At 61.8% G+C, this 18,012-nt stretch carries 14 protein-coding genes; 12 read left to right on the top strand and 2 right to left on the bottom strand.

Features of this window, described 5'->3' with window-relative positions; translation table 11 throughout:
* Window positions 1–561: TauD/TfdA family dioxygenase (locus GEV05_12655; GenBank protein ID MPZ44231.1), on the bottom strand; the 561-nt coding region annotated here is incomplete at its 3' end.
* Between the two features lie 314 nt (window positions 562–875).
* Between GEV05_12655 and GEV05_12650 the strand changes: the two genes are divergently transcribed.
* From GEV05_12650 to GEV05_12605, 10 genes are all read left to right on the top strand, one after another.
* Window positions 876–1,778, top strand: coding sequence for a DUF2285 domain-containing protein (locus tag GEV05_12650; GenBank protein ID MPZ44230.1), 903 nt, complete (start codon window positions 876–878; stop codon window positions 1,776–1,778).
* A complete protein-coding gene (locus GEV05_12645; GenBank protein MPZ44229.1) occupies window positions 1,748–2,032 on the top strand; it encodes a helix-turn-helix domain-containing protein in 285 nt (94 codons plus the stop codon). Before GEV05_12650 ends, GEV05_12645 begins: the two co-directional genes overlap by 31 nt.
* A 21-nt stretch (window positions 2,033–2,053) precedes the next feature.
* Window positions 2,054–2,908, top strand: a complete 855-nt coding sequence (locus GEV05_12640) for a RepA replication protein (protein MPZ44228.1) — start codon at window positions 2,054–2,056, stop codon at window positions 2,906–2,908.
* Window positions 2,909–3,402: 494 nt separating this feature from the next.
* Window positions 3,403–3,858, top strand: coding sequence for a DUF2840 domain-containing protein (locus GEV05_12635; GenBank protein MPZ44227.1), 456 nt, complete (start codon window positions 3,403–3,405; stop codon window positions 3,856–3,858).
* Complete coding sequence (locus tag GEV05_12630; protein ID MPZ44226.1) at window positions 3,831–4,394, top strand: S26 family signal peptidase; 564 nt, start codon at window positions 3,831–3,833, stop codon at window positions 4,392–4,394. Before GEV05_12635 ends, GEV05_12630 begins: the two co-directional genes overlap by 28 nt.
* Before the next feature lie 409 nt (window positions 4,395–4,803).
* The gene (locus GEV05_12625; protein MPZ44225.1) at window positions 4,804–6,765 is read left to right on the top strand and encodes a DUF3363 domain-containing protein; all 1,962 of its coding nucleotides are present in this window, start codon (window positions 4,804–4,806) and stop codon (window positions 6,763–6,765) included.
* A 277-nt stretch (window positions 6,766–7,042) separates the two neighbouring features.
* The gene (locus GEV05_12620) at window positions 7,043–7,381 is read left to right on the top strand and encodes a hypothetical protein (protein MPZ44224.1); all 339 of its coding nucleotides are present in this window, start codon (window positions 7,043–7,045) and stop codon (window positions 7,379–7,381) included.
* Window positions 7,382–7,385: 4 nt separating this feature from the next.
* On the top strand, window positions 7,386–10,022 hold the full coding sequence (locus tag GEV05_12615) for a hypothetical protein (GenBank protein ID MPZ44223.1): 2,637 nt from the start codon (window positions 7,386–7,388) through the stop codon (window positions 10,020–10,022).
* 238 nt (window positions 10,023–10,260) lie between these two features.
* Complete coding sequence (locus tag GEV05_12610; protein ID MPZ44222.1) at window positions 10,261–10,956, top strand: hypothetical protein; 696 nt, start codon at window positions 10,261–10,263, stop codon at window positions 10,954–10,956.
* A 687-nt stretch (window positions 10,957–11,643) separates the two neighbouring features.
* Window positions 11,644–13,539, top strand: coding sequence for a peptidylprolyl isomerase (locus GEV05_12605; protein MPZ44221.1), 1,896 nt, complete (start codon window positions 11,644–11,646; stop codon window positions 13,537–13,539).
* 131 nt (window positions 13,540–13,670) lie between these two features.
* Here GEV05_12605 and fabI read toward each other — a convergent pair whose 3' ends face one another.
* Window positions 13,671–14,453 (bottom strand): enoyl-ACP reductase FabI, encoded by a 783-nt coding sequence (gene fabI / locus GEV05_12600; protein MPZ44220.1) that lies wholly within the window; start codon window positions 14,451–14,453, stop codon window positions 13,671–13,673.
* Between the two features lie 155 nt (window positions 14,454–14,608).
* On the opposite strand from fabI, the gene GEV05_12595 reads away from it, so the two are divergent.
* Together GEV05_12595 and GEV05_12590 are read left to right on the top strand one after the other, a co-directional pair.
* On the top strand, window positions 14,609–16,810 hold the full coding sequence (locus tag GEV05_12595; protein MPZ44219.1) for a peptide ABC transporter substrate-binding protein: 2,202 nt from the start codon (window positions 14,609–14,611) through the stop codon (window positions 16,808–16,810).
* Window positions 16,811–17,033: 223 nt separating this feature from the next.
* Complete coding sequence (locus tag GEV05_12590; GenBank protein ID MPZ44218.1) at window positions 17,034–18,011, top strand: ABC transporter permease subunit; 978 nt, start codon at window positions 17,034–17,036, stop codon at window positions 18,009–18,011.
* Window position 18,012 lies beyond the last annotated feature (1 nt).

Raw genomic sequence — 18,012 nt, 5'->3', positions numbered from 1 at the left:
CTCCGGCGTCTCGTCCACGCCCGGCGGCGGAGCGAATCGGTGCACGCCGCGCAGTTTATCGACGAATGTCCGCATGACAGGCGACAGCGCGTTGTAGGCAGCGACCAGGTTCGTGAACTGGGTGTCGCCGCCATAGGGCGGCACGATATCGCCGCGCAGCATGGACGCGGCAGGCGGGTTGATGGCCGCGGTGATGTCGGTGTGCCAGCCCGACCACGGCCGGAACAGGACCTGGCCCTGGAACCTGTTTGCTTTCCGGTTCTTGGCCACGGAATAAATCTGCGGGTACTCGCCGTCGCTGCCGTAGACGACATGTCCGGCGGTCGTTTCGCCGAACTGGCGCGCGGCTGCGATGTGCCGGCCATGATCGAGCGACTGATCGCGAAAAAAGACCACTTTCCAGCGTAGCAGCGCAGCACGCACTGCGCTCACGTGCTCCGCCGGAAGAGGGCGCGACAGATCGACGCCGTGGATCTCCGCACCGATGTGAATCGAAAGCGGAGCAACATCGACTGCTCCGGTCTGCGGCGCTAGCGCTTCCCGCACTGCTTCTACTGACATGGCTTGATCTCCTCCGGAGTCGATCTCCTAGCTCGATTCTCAACCCAGTCAGGCCGCGTGCGCAACACGTGGCGAAATGCGATGTTGCCGAGACCCTCATCCGCAGGCGGCGGTGCCTGATCCCTGCCGATTGGTTCTAGTGGGAGGCAACGGCGAAGCGCTGGTGCGCAGTCTCCGCGCTCACCTTGTACGAATCAATCCCCAGTATGCCCGAGCATCGCATCAGCGAGATCCAATCGGTCATGCGGCCTAGGCATTCGTCGGCGACCATATCGTTCTGACGTTGAGCTCTACTTCCTTCGTGGAGGCCACGCATGCGACGTTCGGACCTCTACGAGTGGCACCCTCATGCGGGATACCTATACGCTCTCCTTTTAGGCGCCCCGGCCCTCGCTTGGGAGTACTTGAGGCGCAATCCGGAGTACCGACAGGACTGGCGGCGGCAAGGTGCTTCCGCTGCAGCCGGTCGATGGGGTCTGCGCCTATTCGAGGATCCCGAACTGGACGCACGCGATGCCTGTCCCATCTGGACTCCTGATCTTGAATGCGTGCTCCGGCTGTGTCCGGATACCGACTCGGAAGATGTTGCTGCCCCATTTCGCCTTTGGAACTTGCCTGGCCGGAAACAGATCGTGTTCGACGGGCATACGTTGTCGGTCTTCGTGAGACAACCTGGGTGCAATGCCCGCCTGGCTCTTGCCGCAAGCCTGGCGGACGGCATGCCGTTCGCCTACGTCGTTCGCCCAGGACAGCTTCTTCACAACCGCACCCTAATGCTCGGCGGCGAGCTGAAAAAGATCGAAAGAAGCACATCACATGCAATCGCGGCCACAATTCCGCGGCCCACGGCCTCGGCTTTACTTGAGATGCAGACCCTGCAAGCCCTGGACGGACACTTGGCCGGCGCGAGTGCGCATGAGATCGCAGACGTGTTATTCGGTTCTGCTCTTGCAAATCATTGGCATGCCGACAGCGGTATGCGTTCGAAAGTGCGACGACTGGTGCGTCGCGGCAGTCAATTGATGCGGGGCGGGTACAGGCAACTCCTATACGGCAGTACGCGTCAACAGGGTCGCCCTGGCTCGCGCGCGAAACGGCCATCCGCAGGGCGACTGACTTCTACCATACTGCCTCCACCCGTCGGCGATTGCTCCGCCGGCGATTCGGATCGATGGAGGCAGACGCAATGCGACATTCCTTTTCGCGGCAACCCGTAGCAGCAGCACTTCCACAACCGGCGGGCGGCGCTCGACCGCGATACCTAACAAATGACGAGGCGGCCGAGTTCTTGCGGCTCTCGCCGCGCACTCTCGAGAAGCAACGCGTGATCGGCGGAGGACCTCGCTTCAGGAAGTTCGGGCGGCGTGTCATGTACGCGCTCGTCGATCTCGAAGCGTGGGCCGATGCGCGCACCTTCGAGGCGACCTGCGACGCGCCTCAGCTCTCCCAGCGAGCTCCCGTGCCCCTCTAAGGTCTGCGCAATTGATGCGCTATGGGGAGTTCAGCGGCGCTGCTGAGTTCGCGCCAGGAGCTTCTGGCATTCCGCGCGTTGCCGGGCGATATGTCGCCGCGCGATGCGCAGGATCTGATGGCGTATCCGTTTTTCTCGCTGGCCAAGTCAAAGCGAACGGCGCCGATCGATTTTCGGTCCGGGGCAGTAGTGGTGCGCGTGGAGGGTACCGCGGAGCACGGCATAGCCACGGTATGGGATGCAGACATTCTGATCTGGGCCGCAAGTCAGATTGTCGAAGCTCGCGATGCTGGCATTCCGACCTCCCGGCTGATGCAGACTACGCCCTACGAGATCCTCAGTTTCGTACGCCGTGGTTCATCGACGCGGGATTACGTGCGTCTCAAGGCGGCCCTGGATCGACTGCAATCGACGAGTATCGCCACGTCCATTCGAGCGCCCTCTGGACGTCGGCTGCACCGGTTCTCCTGGATCAACGAGTGGAGGGAGCGGGCCGATGCTCAGGGGCGGTCGCTAGGCATCGAACTTATTCTGCCCGACTGGTTTTACGCTGGAGTGGTGGAACGAGCGCTCGTACTCACGATCGATCGGGAATACTTCAACCTGACCGGTGGCATCGAGCGATGGCTCTACCGGCTCGTTCGAAAGCACGGCGGCCGCCAGCAACACGGCTGGCAATTCGATTTCCGGCACCTATACCTCAAGTCCGGAAGTCTCTCGCGCTTCTCAGACTTCGCGCGCAATGTGCGTGACATCGCGGCGAAGCAGCCTCTACCCGGCTATGTGCTAGCCGTGCAGCGCGACTTGCGGGGATGCGAGCAACTGTTCTTTCGACCGGCGCGGTTGCCCAGCCCGGCTACCGACCGCAGTGGATAACTTGTGGAGGAGCTGTGAATCCCCTCGTGCTATCAGACGCACCAGTACTCGTGCTATCAGACGCAGCCGAGTCGTGCTATCAGACGCAAGAAAGTGCCAGAATACATGGGAAACCAATGACTTGGCCGCGCCGTAACGGTTTTAACTTGAAATACCTAACAAACACTAAGGGAACAACGCGCGGTGGAGGAAATGGCACAGTGAACCGCGCGAACGCATCGCGACCGGTCCCCGGGGGGACGTTTCGAAAGCAAGGCAACCACCCCGGCCATCACAGCGCGACCTGTCCCCAAGGTATCGAACGCTGCGCCTCCTAAAAAGAGCTCTGTCCTGCATTTAGTCAACCGTCGATAGCCAACGTTTTTAGCCGCTCCTCGAGCGACATCATGTTCAAGGCAAGTGCACTAGGAAAACCGGTGGTGAAGCAACTGGCGCACTCCAATCGTCTTCAAAACAGTCATGCCGAGAACCTCCATGCGGAGTCCGGCTTGCACATGCTAACGCGTGTGTCGCTCATCTTCATCGAACACCGAATCAACGTCTATCTCCGCTTCGGACGTCCTGCCATCGTGCGTCGGAGGAATAGTCATCGCAGCCAGGCCCTGTTCCGACCCGGGGAAGTCTTTTGCCGGCTCCATTGGGAGGCAAACGAATACGGGACGACATGCTGGCGCATGACGGTCTTGCAAGTCGGGAGTCCGGGGGAGTGCCTGCAGCGAATCGCTGGTGTTCATCCCGGCGCGCGCGTCCTTCTGTACGCAGAACGGGACGGCGAAGTGCGCGCGACGCTGAGGCAGATCGACGCTATCGAGGCGATGAATGTCGATCCGGCTGACGTCTCGCCGGACTATTGGAGTGCCCTCGGCAATCGGTTGCATGGACAAGGCGATCTTCCCGAGTACACCACAGAAAGGCACGAGGCATGGCTCGCGCGGAAGATGTCTTGTTAGGGCGGCGTCGGCACAGTAGGCGGCCAAGCAGAATCGCCATAGCAGCCACGGCCGGAATCGGATTGGCTGCGCTGGCTTGGTCGACGCTAGCCACACCTTCGTTGCAACTCATCTACAACGTCTCCGACAGCGTGCCGATCGGGTGGTATCGCATTCGACCAGCACACGACTGGCACGTCGGAAGTATCGTGCTGGCGAAGGTACCGGCGGCATTCAGGAGGTTGGCGGCAGAACGCAGTTACCTGCCTATTCACGTACCGATCCTGAAGCGGATCGGCGCCGTCTCGCCACAGCATGTCTGCATCCTGGGTCGCGTCGTATACATCGACTTTGTTCCGATTGCGACCATCCTGGAGGCGGACCGGCTCAGCCGAAGGATGCCGGCGTGGGCGGCATGCCGACGGCTCACGCGCGACGAATTGTTCCTGTTGAGCGTCGACAATCCTGCGTCTTTCGACAGCCGCTACTTTGGCCCGATCCAGGCGAGCACGGTGATCGGGCGGGCGGATCGGATATGGCCGCAAACCGGGCAGTAACGCCACACATCCGCGGGCTGCTGATGGTGCGGCCGGGTGTTGAACTTGGCTGCCTTATGGGCGTTGGCAGAACGGACGGGGGCCCCGCACTTTGCACCCGCAGTTGCGAGTTGAAGGTGCACAGGCGGCGGCAATGCTGGTCGCCATTTGGCCGCGTGACGTGCATTCCAAGCGCTGGCCGATTGGCGCATCGAACGTCGAAGGAGCCGGGCCGCCGTGAAGGTGCAACGGCCAAGAGGCAGTGCAGCGGTGGAGGACAAGATAAAAGGGGACGGCACAGGTGTGCCGATTTTGTGTTGTCTGCACGATAGTTAGCGCAGCACACACCATTTCATCGGTTGTGCTGCGGATGCTAGTAAGAGCCTGACTCCATTGGGCGATAAGCGCGCCTGCTACGCTGGAGAACGCTATGAAACGCGGCACTGCGGAGCGAAGACGTTCGAATGATGATCGATTCCGCGTGCGTCCCGGCGCACCGAAGAACCGCCACCAACGATTTGTCTCCCGAGTTCTGACTGAAGTGAGCAAAGTGCGGGCTGGCGCGCTGCGCAGGCGCACCTCGCGCCCCACAGCGCTCGGTCGCGGCCATGTCGCAGTACGTTTCGGTGGCAAGCAGATCGCGATCACCGCACGACGGGTTGCGATCAAGGTGCGCTTGGTGAACTTGAAGCAAGCCGGGAAGCGCTCGACCCTCACTCACCTGCGCTACATCGAGCGCGAAGGCGTGGGGCCGAACGAAGAACCAGGACGCGCCTACGACGCCATGATGAATGAAGCCGATATCGACGCATTCGAGGCGCGGAGCCACGGCGATCGGCATCAGTTTCGATTCATCGTCTCGCCGGAAGACGCGGGGCAGCTCGAGGCGCTTCGCTCCTTCACGCGCCAGCTGATGAATCGCGTAGAAGCGGACCTGGGAACGCGCCTCGACTGGCTGGCCGTGGACCATTGGGACACCGACAACCCGCATACGCACATCGTGCTGCGCGGAAAGGACGAGGCTGGAAAGGATCTCGTGATCTCCGGTGAATACATAGCGCACGGGATGCGGAGACGCGCCTCCGAACTCGCAACGGCCTGGCTGGGGCCGCGGAGCGATCTCGAGATTCGCCAGAGCCTGGCTCGCGAGATCGAGCAGGAGCGCTGGACAAGTCTGGACCGGGCCTTGCAGCGGCAGATCGACAACGGCTCGGTCGATGTAGACCGCCTTTCAGCAAGCTTCCCGCAATCGCAGACCCGGCTCCTCATGCTGGGTCGTTTGCGCGCCCTGGAGGGCATGGGACTCGCGGAGGAGCGGACAACCGGGAAATGGCACGTCCACGCCGAGCTCGAGGGCATCCTTCGGGCGATGGGTGAGCGGGGCGATATCATTCGTACCATGCAGCGCGCGATGAGCGGGGTGCAACGCGAGATCGGGCAGTTCGAGCCGACGGAACGACCCGAGCCGATAGTGGGGCGCGTAGTGGCGAGGGGCATAGCGGATGAGCTCGCAGATCGCAGCTTCCTCGCCTTGGATGGAATTGACGGCAAGGCGTACTTCGTCCCGTTGAATCCAGGGAGCGAGCTCGAAGCGCTACCGGTCGGTGCTGTTGTCGAGGCGCGCAGTGCCTTCGGGGTACGGGAAATCGACCGATCCATCGCCGTTAGCGTCCAGGACGGCGTCTACCGGACCTCACACCACCTGGCAGGTGGGAATCCTAGCCCAGGGCAATCGCCAGCAGATCTCGTGCAGATCCAGGTGCGGCGGCTCGAAGCGCTGCGCCGGACCGGCATCGTAGAACGACTGGCGGATGGCGTCTGGCGGGTACCGGCGGATCTGCCTCAGCAGGGAGCCCGGTACGACCGCAGCAGGCGGGGCGGCCTGGTGGTGGAGGTGTGTTCGCATCTACCGATCGAGCAGCAGGCAAGCGCCATCGGTGCGACTTGGCTGGACCGTCAGCTCATCGGAGACGGGAGCGGAATCATCGACCGGGGCTTCGGCGCCGAGGTGCGGGCGGCACTTCGGCAACGTGCGGACTTCCTGGTCGGGCAGGGGCTTGCCCATCGGCGTGGCGGGCGCGTGGTGTTGGTGCGGGACCTGTTATCGACTCTGCGAAGGCGAGAACTTGAGCAGGCGGGCAAGACCATTGCCTCGGAAACTGGCTTGACCTTCCGGGCAACCGAAGACGGCAAACGTATCATCGGGATCTATCGACGGAACGTACAGCTTGCCAGTGGGCGCTTCGCGATGCTCGTCGATGGCCAGGGATTCAGCCTCGTTCCCTGGAAGCGGGTCATCGAGAAACATCGCGGAAAATCCATCACAGCGATAGTCCGAGGGAGTGGGGCTTCGTGGGAACTCGGACGGCAACGTGGAGTTTCACTTTCCTGATATGTCCTGAATGATATTCGACGCAACGGATACCAAACCATGGGTTCACGTAAGCGAACGGGTCCATCCGTCCGCACTGGGGTTCTTCAACGAAACAGACCGGAAGCGGTCGTTCGGGGCGTTGTCACGCATACAGGGTAACCTAGGTCTTGACTAGACGCCATGGCTTGACGGCATCCAAGCCCATCAAGTTCAATGGCGAGGGTTCCTAGCTTTCACCACCGCGCAGAATCGCGTCGCACACACTGACTACTCGTCAAGAGGAAGGGAGGGAGCGATGGTCCTTGAAGGAAGTCATTCGATCTTCATGGCGGGTTGCGCTGGGGGCGCCCTAGCTGAACTCCTGCATTGGTGGGGACTACGTCAATCTCCTCAGCTGCCCGCGTACGCGAAAAGTCTTCTGTACTGGTTCATTACGCTTGCCATGGTGTTGGCCGGTGGCCTTGTGGCTTGGTTTTATTTCGGCAACCGAGCTGAAGCGATCATCGCGGCCCACGTCGGATTGTCAGCACCGTTGATCCTCCAGAAGCTTGTGACGTCGATCCCCGAAACAGAGGGCAGCAGAAACATCGTCGTCACGCCGCCGCCAACGCTGCGTCGATTCTTTACTTGGTAGAACTTTGCGATCTTTAGGCGCCATCGTTGTTGGGATTGGCGACTATCGGCTTGACCGTTCGCAGTTTCCGCTGCTGCGATATGCGGGGAACGACGCCAGCGAGATCGTCCGGTACCTTCAGACGTGTTGGCCAGACGCCGACGAAGCATGCGTCATCCACATCGAAGAAGGCGATGCCACGGAAGCAGCCATCAAAGACGCCTTTGCGCGATTGCGCGAGGCAGGACCGTACGATCTCAACCTGATCTTCCTTTCGGGCCACGGCTACGTTGACGACCTTTGTGCGGCATACGTCCTGCAGCCGCCGCACGATTCAAATGCGCCTACCCTATTGCAACCGGAGGGACTCGACCAGTTTCTGTCCTCCGTGACCGCATCAAGGACAATTCTAATTCTGGACTGCTGCTTCGCTGAGGCCATCGTTCGACGGATGACCTTCTTTGCCGGGCTTGGGTCACGCGATGCACGTCTCTTTATCGCCTCGTCTCGCGAGGATCAGAGAACGTGGGAAGATGACGATGTCCGACACGGGATCTTCACGGCTCATCTCGTCGATCTACTGAACACGGGAAGTTCCATCAAGCTCGCTTGGCAGCACGACCATTTGGACGTCGACGGTGAGCTCTTTCCTGTCCTGTGTGATCAGGTTCCGCTCTACGTATTGGAGCACAAGCAGGCGCGCCAAGAACCGGTCAAAGGTGGCGTCTGCGCTCGCACCGTTTCACTACCAGTCGCGCGAACGGCACGTCGCCTTAAGGAGCGCTCGGCGTTCGGCACGGCGGTTCGACGTGTCAGACAGATCGCGATGTCTGCCGTCCTCGCCGGTCTCGTCGTCATGGTCTTTGTCTACTCCTTTGTTTACTACGCCGAGATTGACCGGAGCGGCCAGATTCAGTTGCGCCACGGATCGAAATGGACGGCGCCGATATTCCAGTATCTACCTAGCGTGCGGCTGGCTACTGGTATTGACTCCGCTGAAGTGTCAACCGATCCTGTTCATCGATACGCCGTTCAAGCGGGGGACGTTTGGGGCTTGTGGACGCACGCATCCCGGCGAGGCTATCGTTCTTGGTACGATACGCTTCGACCCTTCCTCGGTGCAAACGCAGCTGCACGATACGACGTCTTGGTGTCTGGGGGCATGGCGCACCCAGTCACGCGACTGAACAACGAATCGCGGCCGTCAGACGTTGTAATTGCTGCGTGGGCACTGCTCGATCGCTCTGAGCCCAAAGACCTCGAAACTCTATTGGGTCACCTGCCGGGCGCCAACCGCACGAGCCCGCTAGTGACGCCCTTCGACGCTCGAGAACTGGACTTCGAGATTCTGGACCTAAGGCAGCAAGATCTCTCGACCTATGCCGATGCACTGCGCCTCGTCTCGGCGATCGACCCGGATAGGGCGTTTGTGGCCTATGTCGGGTTCCTGAAGGCGTGTTCCATGTGGCTTGCGCATAGCTCGATCGAGCAACATGGGCGGGAGGCCCAGCGACGCGTCGCCGAGGATGTTGGCAGCACGGTTGAAACCATCGCGAAAGCGCGAATAGACCGCGGAGCCCCCTCGCCTCTGGGAGCGAGTATGGTCGCCACGCTCGAAGGCCTCGCAGCATCCGGCCATGACCGGCTTGCTCGCAATGCGTTGAGCCGGGTCGTTGGCAAGCCCGCCGAGATGCAGGGAGCTATCCAACTTGCGTTGTCCACATTTCACGGAAACTCTGCGAATCGAGCCGAAGCCGATGCCCTCAGGCAGCTAAGGGAGTTGTTAGACGGGTCACCATCGGCTCTGCTTGCCGTCGAAACGGTCTATCAGCGCTTCGTCTCGGCCGGTGGCGAGGAGCAATCCGACCTGACTGCCTTCTTGATCGCCGCGGGCGACAGGCGATCGATCCCGCCGTCGCTGATGCAAACCCTGCTTGCAAAGGCAAAGGAGGCAATCGATCGGGACGAAGACATTTTCATGGACTCGGAATACGCGCGCGTCCTAGCTCACGGTATACATCAGGTCCCCGCGTCGTCTCGGCCACTCGTCTACCGGCTTATCGCACGAGTGGCAGCGCACCGAACCCCACTGTCAAGCACCGTCGCAGAGATCTACACTGTGCTCGCTCGTCAGGGATTCGAGACCGACAAGATGCTGCTGGACATCATTGATCGCGCGAAGCTGGCAAAGCCGGAGAGCATGACGGCGGAGCTCCCCCTTCAGGGCATGGCCATCGTCGTCGGTCCTGGCCCATGGCTCGAAGGGCTGGCGATCGTCGGGACAAGGCGCCGCCTGCCGCCTGACGCTGTTGCCGTACTGGAACGGCACTCGACAGACCCCGCGTTCCGCGATGTGATAATCCGTGCTCTGTCCCAACAACCTGCTTGGGATATTGCTCGGCAATGCTGGACGAATACCTGCTCTCAGGTCCTAAAAGCTTATGATCGAGACTCCGCCAAACGCAAGCTCGCCTCGGATCTACTGGCCGAAGGTCTCGCGGCGCTGCCGCGAGATCAACTCCTCGACGCATTGAAGTCCCTGGACCGCGAACGCTCGTCTGAGTCCGAACCCGAAATTAGAATTGCGATTGGCTCGGCCAGGATTGCGGCTCAGGTAGCGCGCGTGCGAACTACTCCCATTGAACGCCGGCTGTTTGAGTAGTCTGGTGGGGATGTACGTGAAGCGCTCGGCTAACTGCACTAGCGTCTGGCGGATCTCGACCACCGCCAAGGTCACCTTCGCCTTGAATTCGGATGAGTGATTGCGGCGGGGTCGTTTCATCGCTCCTGCTTCCGCGCGGACATGCGCCCATTAGAGCAGAGCTTTCACCTCACCCCGTGTCCGACTTCCTGCGACCCTCCTCTGATCCCGAGGGTATGAGGCTGCGTTGATTGGGGGCGTGATCCGGCTGGAGAGCACCGGCAACCTTGCGAGAGTGGACTTCGAGGGCACGCAGACGCTCGGTGGCGAAGGCGAGGTGGTGTTTGCGGGCAGCGGGGACTTGAACTGGGTGCGTGCGACCGAGGCCGGGACGGTGCTCACGATCGGCGAGGGGATTCTCGTTCATGGCACGCAGTCGGGGATGGTGGGGCCGCATGATGTGGCGGCGTGGACGCCGGCGCCGCAGTTGATTGTGCTGGGTCGGATCGTGGCGGACACCGCGGGCGAGTCGATCTCGCTCAACGGTGGGTTGGTGCGAAACGAGGGCACGCTGCAGGCGCTCGATGGCGCGCTGCTGCAGGTGAACAACCTGGTGAACGCGGGAACTATTTCGGCCGGGGCCGGTGGATCGATAAATGTCAGTGGAGACCTAACGAGCCAGCCGGGTGCCGTTACGTCTGTTCTCCTTGGCGGCACGGCGACGACTCAATATGGACGCATCACGATATCCGGCATTGCGCGACTTCAGGGCGTGCTGAGCGTCCGAAATTCCGACGGGTTCACACCTGCTATAGGTGATAGTTTTGAAATACTGACATTCGGGTCCTCCGATGGGGCGTTCAGCGCAATCGGAGATGAGGATCCAGACGATTCGGTTACATATGTTTGGGTTTCAACTGCAACGACGCTTAACCTAAATGTGGTACCTGTGTGATCTTTTGGTCGCTGATTCACCACGCGTGAGGTGTGGTTCATAATTCGGTTTCGGTATGGTGGGAAACCTGCCTAACTTTTATGAACCCGTCGTGCGTTAACATGTTGAGCATGCGCTGTTTTCGCCAAGATTCAGTCACTGTTGTGGTCGGGACCAGCAGGGCCGGTTTCAGATCGTTCGCCTCACGGCGAAGAAGCGAATGCGAGCCACGCCGCTGTCCCTCCGGCACGCGCTGATGCGTCGGCGGCACGAATCCATTGCCGCTGTCGGCAACTGGTTGCATCGCGTCGTACAGGGATACTACATCACGCTGTCCCCAACGACGAACCTGAAGGGCCTAGAAGGCCAGAAGTGGCCCCGCGAATTTGAACAGCGGCATAAGTGGAAACTCTGTCTGGTCAAACTAATCGCCACGCCACGCATCCCTACCCGCATGGTCCCCCTATTTGCCCAAACCGGGATGCGTCGAAATTGTGTCACTGGATAATTCGCTCAGAGTGGGGATAAAGCGGCGTAAGTGGTGGCTGGCGATGCCCACTCCTTGTTGCATCAACCACTTAGTGCCGCTATTATCCGCCTGTCACGCCGGGGGTCGCGGGTTCGAGTCCCGTCCACTCCGCCAATTCAGACAAGGCGAACGTCCGTTCGCCTTTTTTGTTGTGTCGAACGCGGATTTGCTCTGACGTTATGTTCGATTGGGTCCACAACAACAAGCGCTTCATGCAGGTGATCCTGGCGCTTATCTTTTTGCCGTTCGCTTTCTTCGGCGTCGACAGCTACTTCCGCGGCGGCGACCTCGGCGCAGAGGTCGCGCGCATTGGCGATTACCGCATCGGCGAGCAGGAATACCAGCAGGCGCTGCGCGAACGCCAGGAGGCGATGCGGCGCATGCTGGGGAACGTCCCCGTCGATCAGGCGGTGCTCGATTCGCCGGAAATGCGCTTTGCCGCGCTCGATCAGCTCGTTCGCCAGCGTCTTCTGCTGTCGCAAGCCGTGCGCGCTGGCCTAACGGTCACGGATAGCCGGCTGCACGACTTCATCACCTCGCAGGATGCCTTCCGCGAGGGCGGCCAGTTCTCCTACGATCTGTACGAGTCCTACCTGCGCTCGCAGAATGCGAGCGCGCTCGGTTTCGAGGCTCGAGTGCGGCGCGACCTGCTGCTGCAACCGCTCGTCAATGCGTTCGGCGACAGCAGCTTCGTGCCCAATGCGGTGATGGATCGAATGATCCGGCTCTCCGAGCAGACGCGAGAAGTGTCGATCGCGACCATCGATCCGTCCGCGTTCGTCGCGCAGATCAGCATCGACGAGCCGGCGCTCAAAGCCTATTACGACAGCCACCCGCGCGAATTTCAGATTCCCGAGCAGGTGCGCGTGGCATATGTCGTTCTCTCGCTCGACAACCTGGCGGCGCAGGTCGATATTCCGCCCGAGGAGGTTCGTCAGGCCTACGAGCAGAATCCGGCGCGCTTCTCCGCCCCCGAAGAGCGTCAGGCCCGGCACATTCTCGTCTCCGTGCCTGCCGATGCGAGCGCGGAAGCCAAGGCCGCGGCCAAGTCCAAGGCCGAGGAACTGCTGAAGCAGGCGAAAGCGCAGCCCGATCAGTTCGCCGAGCTCGCACGCAAGCATTCGCAGGATCCCGGTTCGTCCGAGAACGGCGGCGATCTTGGCTTTCTCGTCCGTGGCGCAACCAAGAAGCCGTTTGACGATGCGCTCTTCGCGATGAAGGAAGGCGAAATCGCCGGCCTGATCGAAACCGAGTTCGGCTATCACTTGATCAAGCTCGATGCGATCCGGGGCGGCACGGCGCAACCGTTCGAGCAAGTGCGTCCGATGATCGAATCGGAGCTGAAGAAAGCGCGCGCGTCGAAGCGCTATGCCGAGGCTGCCGAGAAGTTCAACAACATCGCCTACGAGCAATCCGATTCGCTCACGCCCGCGGCCGAGGCGCTCGGCGTCAAGGTTCAGGAAAGCCCCTGGATTTCGCGCACGCCTTCGCCCGGTTCGCCACTCGGCAACGAGCGGTTTCTCAAGGCAGTGTTCTCCGAGGAGGTACTCCAGAACAAGCGCAACAGCGAAGTGGTGGAGGTGGCGTCGGGGACGCTCATCGCCGCGCGTCTGCTCGAGCACAAACCCGCGTCGACCCAGCCGTTCGATACGGTGCGCGACGAAATTCGCACGCACCTCGTCGAGGACGAGGCCCGCAAGCGGGCGCTGGCCGAGGGGCGCGAGAAGCTGGAGAAGCTGGAGAAGGGTGTAAACGTTGACTTGACGTGGAGTAAGCCCGTGGGCGTCAGGCGGGCCGATCCGCAAGGCTTGTCCGAGCCGGTGTTGCGGGAAATCTTCCGGGTCGATGCGAGCAGCGTGCCGGCGTACGGGGGCGCCGAGGGGCCCAAGGGAGGATATCAGCTGATTCGCATCTTGCGCGTGAGCGAGCCGACGGAGATCGAACCCGAGATGCGCAAGGCGGCTGCCGAGCAGTTGAATCGCCTCATCGGCCAGGAGCAGCTGGCAGGCTACGTGAGCGCGCTCAAGCAGCGGGTCGAAGTCAAGGTGAAGCCGGAGCTCATCGAGAAGAAGTAGGTGTGCGCGCCTCGCGCTTGGCGCTGCCTACGCAAGGAAGCAAGAAAGCAAGCGGGAGCGCTTTGCAATGGAGAAACGCGGTGCCGGCACGTCGCTCGCGGGGTTGTGCGGGTCGCCGCGACCCCGTGCGGCTATCCCATGCCGGCGACGATCGTGTTGAAGCCGCCGTCGACGTAGAGCACATCACCGGTAACCCCGGCGGCCAGATCGCTCAACAGAAACGCGGCGGCGTTGCCGATGTCGTCGATCGTGACATTGCGTCGCAAGGGTGCGTGCTCGGCGACGTGGCTCAGTATCTTGCCGAAGCCGCCGATGCCGGCGGCCGCCAACGTCTTGATGGGACCCGCCGAGATGGCATTGACCCGCACGCCTCTTGGGCCGAGGGAGGCGGCGAGATAGCGCACCGAAGCTTCCAGGCTTGCTTTGGCGAGACCCATGACGTTGTAATTGGGCACGCTGCGAACGGCCCCGAGGTAGCTCAGCGTAACCAATGCCCCCTTCCGGCCCGCCATCATCGGCATGGCTGCCTTGGCGAGCGCCGGAAAGCTGTAGGCGCTCACCTCCTGCGCGATCCGAAACGACTCGCGCGACAAGCCATCGAGGAAGTCGCCTGAAAGCGCCTCGCGTGGCGCGAAGGCGATCGAGTGCACCAGACCATCCATCCCGTCCCAGTGGCGTGCGCATTGCGCAAACAGGGCCGAGATTTCCTCATCCTTTGCCACGTCGCAGGGGAATACCAAATCCGAACCGAGCTCGGCTGCCAGCGGGACGACGCGGTCCTTGATCGCTTCGCCTTGGTACGTGAAGGCGAGCGCGGCGCCTTCGCGTTTGAGGGCGCGCGCGATTCCATAGGCGATGGAGCGGCTGCTGAGCAAACCGGTAACGAGAAAGCGCTTGCCGGCGAGAAATCCCATGCCTGTCTCCTGCAAACGGGAATTGGGCGCCCGAGAACGTGTGCGGTCGCTGCAATGCACACACGCAGCGCGCTGAATTGGCCCGAGATTATAGCCGATGGCGGCCACGCCTTCCGAGGCAAAACCTCCTCGGGGCCTTGCTCTACAATGTTGCCATGATTTCGCGAATGGTCGCGCTTCTGGCTGTTCTCGCGTGGCTGCCCGCATGCGGTGACACGCTGTGGAACAATCCGTATCCGGCCGCGTCGCGCGGAGACAATTCGCTTTATGCCGCCTTCGTCGAACGGCCCAAGCGGCTGGACCCGGCGCTGTCGTACACCTCCGACGAGTGGAATTTCATCCAGCAGATCTACGAGCCGCCGCTGCAATACCATTTCCTCGAGCGGCCGTACCGGCTGATTCCGCTAACCGCCGAGGCGCTTCCGAGCGTTCGCTATTTCGATGCGCAGGGGCGCGAGATCGGCCCGGACAGTCCGCCGCAGCAGGTGGCTCGCTCCGAGTTCGAGATCCACATCCGCCCCGGAATCCGCTTCCAGCCGCATCCTGCATTCGCCAAGGACGCGGCCGGCAAGCCTCTTTATCTTTCGCTCTCCGAAGCGGAGATCGCGTCGCGTTATACGCTTGCCGAATTCCCGAGCACCGGAACTCGGGAATTGACGGCCGAGGACTTCATCTACCAGATCAAGCGCCTTGCCCATCCCCGCGCGACCTCGCCGATCTTCGGCCACATCAGCGAGTACATCGAAGGCTTGCGCGAGCTGGCCGAGCGGCTGCGCAAGGACAACGACAGGATCGTGGCGACGCATCGCGAACGCTACGGCAGTGCCGACAAGGGGCTGCCCTGGCTCGATCTGCGGGCCTACGAGCTGAGCGGCGCCACCGCGATCGACCGCTATACCTACCGCATCCGCATCAAGGGCAAGTACCCGCAGTTCATGTACTGGCTTGCGATGCCTTTCTTCGCGCCGATCCCGTACGAGGTCGACCAGTTCTACGCGCAGCGCGGCATGAACGAGGGGCGCAACATCACCTTCGATTGGTATCCGGTGGGGACCGGCCCCTACATGCTCACCGAAAACGATCCGAACGCGCGCATGGTCCTCGAGCGCAATCCGAACTTCCGCGGCGAGCCTTATCCGTCGCAAGGCGAGCCGGGCGACGCAGCCGAGGGGCTTTTGCGCGACGCCGGCAAGACGATGCCCTTCATCGATCGGGTGGTCTTCAGCCGCGAGAAGGAGGGCATTCCGTATTGGAACAAGTTCCTGCAAGGCTATTACGACCGTTCCAGCATCGCTTCCGACAACTTCGACCAGGTGGTTCAGTTCAGCGTCGAGGGGCACGCCCAGCTCACGCCGGAGATGGAAGCCAAGGGCATCTCGCTCAGCACGTCGGTGGCGACCAGCACGTTCTATCTCGCGTTCAACTTCCTCGACCCGGTGCTGGGCGGATTGAGCGATCGCGCCCGCAAGCTGCGGCAGGCGATCTCGATCGCGGTCGACTTCGAAGAATTCATCAGCATCTTCGCCAACGGTCGCGGGATCCCGGCCATGGGGCCCATACCGCCGGGCTTGTTCGGCTACCGCGAAGGCGAAACGGGGATCAATCCCGTGGTCTACGACTGGGTCGACGGCAAGCCGAAACGCAAATCCATCGAGGTGGCGCGCGCGCTGCTCGCGCAGGCCGGATATGCCGATGGCCGCGACAGCAAGACCGGCCAGCCGCTGGTGCTTGCACTCGATACGGTCGCGCGCGGCCCCGGTGACAACTCGCGCCTGGAGTGGTACCGGCGTCAGTTCGCGAAGCTCAACATCCATCTCGAGATACGCGCCACCGACTGGAATCGATTCCAGGAAAAAATCCGTAGCGGCAACACGCAGATGTTCTTTCTCGGTTGGAACGCCGACTACCCGGATCCCGAGAACTTCATGTTCCTGCTCAACGGACCGCAAAGCCGCGCCAAGACGCAAGGCGAGAACTCGGCGAATTATCAGAACCCCGAATACGATCGGCTGTTCGAGCGCATGAAGAATCTCGAAAACGGACCGGAACGTCAGGCGATCATCGATCGGATGCTGCGCATCGCGCGCGAGGACGCACCCTGGGCCTGGGGTTATCACCCCAAGGATTACAGCTTGGCGCATCAATGGGTATTCAATGCAAAGCCGAATCAGATCGCGCGCAACGGGCTGAAGTACCAGCGCGTCGATCCGGCCTTGCGGGCGGCCGAGCGCCAACAATGGAATCAGCCGGTCGTGTGGCCCATCGGGCTTGGGCTGCTCCTGCTCATCGTTCTGGCCGCGCCCGCCGTGGTGAGCTATCGGCGGCGCGAGCGCATGGCCGCGCGGGCTGCGCCGTGAGGTTCCCGGGCGAGGGGCGGCGACATGAGCTTCCCGGGCGAGGGGCCCCACGCAGTGGGGATCGACCGCAAAGCGAATGGCGCCGGGCGCCGACGGCTTGGCGGTTCAGTTGCATCAATTGGTTCGGAGGTGCCCGCTTGCGGGGATCGACCGCAAAGCGAATCGGCGCCAGGCCGCCGACGCCTTGGCAACTGGGTGGACGCGACAGTTCGGAGGCGGCGCCGTGAGCGGATACATCATCCGTCGCGTGCTTTACGCCATACCGATTCTCATCGGCGTCAATTTCCTCACCTTCGTCCTGTTCTTCGTCGTGAACACCCCGGACGACATGGCGCGCATGCAACTCGGCGCGAAGCGCGTGACGCCCGAGGCGATCGAGCGCTGGAAGATCCAGCACGGCTACGACAGGCCGCTGCTTTGGAACGCGAAAGCCGAAGGAAGTGCCCAGCTGACCGACACGATCTTCTACGACAAGTCGGTGCGACTGTTCGCATTCGATTTCGGCAATGCCGACGACGGCCGCGACATTGCACACGAGATTCGCACGCGCATGAGTCCGAGCCTGGCGCTGGCGGTGCCGGTGTTCATCATCGGCATCGCCGTCAATATCACCTTTGCGCTGCTGATGGCCTTTTTTCGCGCCACGTACCTCGATTTCTGGGGCGTAGTGAGTTGTGTCGCGATGATGTCGATCTCGGGCCTGTTCTACATCATCGGCGGTCAATACCTCGTCAGCAAGCTGTGGCACCTGGTGCCCATTTCCGGATTTGCCGGCGGACCGGACGCGATCAAGTTCGTCGTCCTGCCGGTCGCGATCGGCGTCGTGAGCGGCATCGGCGCGGGTGCGCGCTGGTATCGCACGATATTCCTGGAAGAGATGGGCAGGGACTACGTGCGCACGGCTCGCGCCAAGGGACTGCGTGAATCGGTCGTGCTGTTCCGGCATGTCCTCAAGAACGGCATGATCCCGATCCTCACCGGCGCGGTGGTCGTGATCCCCATGCTGTTTCTTGGGAGCCTGCTGATGGAGTCGTTCTTCGGCATTCCAGGGCTCGGTTCGTACACCATCGATGCCATCCAGTCGCAGGACTTCGCCGTCGTGCGCTCGATGGTGTTTCTCGGCGCGGTGCTCTACATCGTCGGGCTGCTGCTCACCGACATCTCCTACACGCTGGTCGATCCACGGGTGCGTCTCGCTTAAG

The sequence above is a fragment of the Betaproteobacteria bacterium genome (genome assembly GCA_009377585.1).
In the GTDB taxonomy this organism is placed as follows: Bacteria; Pseudomonadota; Gammaproteobacteria; order Burkholderiales; family WYBJ01; genus WYBJ01.
This window is presented reverse-complemented; position numbering and strand designations above follow the sequence as displayed.

What these genes read in the sequence shown, in the direction of transcription:
- GEV05_12595 (MPZ44219.1), top strand. Translation starts at nt 14,609, where the DNA reads ATGATTTCGCGAATGGTCGCGCTTCTGGCTGTTCTCGCGTGGCTGCCC.
- GEV05_12605 (MPZ44221.1), top strand. Translation starts at nt 11,644, where the DNA reads ATGTTCGATTGGGTCCACAACAACAAGCGCTTCATGCAGGTGATCCTG.
- GEV05_12635 (MPZ44227.1), top strand. Translation starts at nt 3,403, where the DNA reads ATGCTAACGCGTGTGTCGCTCATCTTCATCGAACACCGAATCAACGTC.
- GEV05_12645 (MPZ44229.1), top strand. Translation starts at nt 1,748, where the DNA reads ATGCGACATTCCTTTTCGCGGCAACCCGTAGCAGCAGCACTTCCACAA.
- GEV05_12640 (MPZ44228.1), top strand. Translation starts at nt 2,054, where the DNA reads ATGGGGAGTTCAGCGGCGCTGCTGAGTTCGCGCCAGGAGCTTCTGGCA.
- GEV05_12650 (MPZ44230.1), top strand. Translation starts at nt 876, where the DNA reads ATGCGACGTTCGGACCTCTACGAGTGGCACCCTCATGCGGGATACCTA.
- fabI (MPZ44220.1), bottom strand. Translation starts at nt 14,453, where the DNA reads ATGGGATTTCTCGCCGGCAAGCGCTTTCTCGTTACCGGTTTGCTCAGC.
- GEV05_12625 (MPZ44225.1), top strand. Translation starts at nt 4,804, where the DNA reads ATGAAACGCGGCACTGCGGAGCGAAGACGTTCGAATGATGATCGATTC.
- GEV05_12630 (MPZ44226.1), top strand. Translation starts at nt 3,831, where the DNA reads ATGGCTCGCGCGGAAGATGTCTTGTTAGGGCGGCGTCGGCACAGTAGG.
- GEV05_12620 (MPZ44224.1), top strand. Translation starts at nt 7,043, where the DNA reads ATGGTCCTTGAAGGAAGTCATTCGATCTTCATGGCGGGTTGCGCTGGG.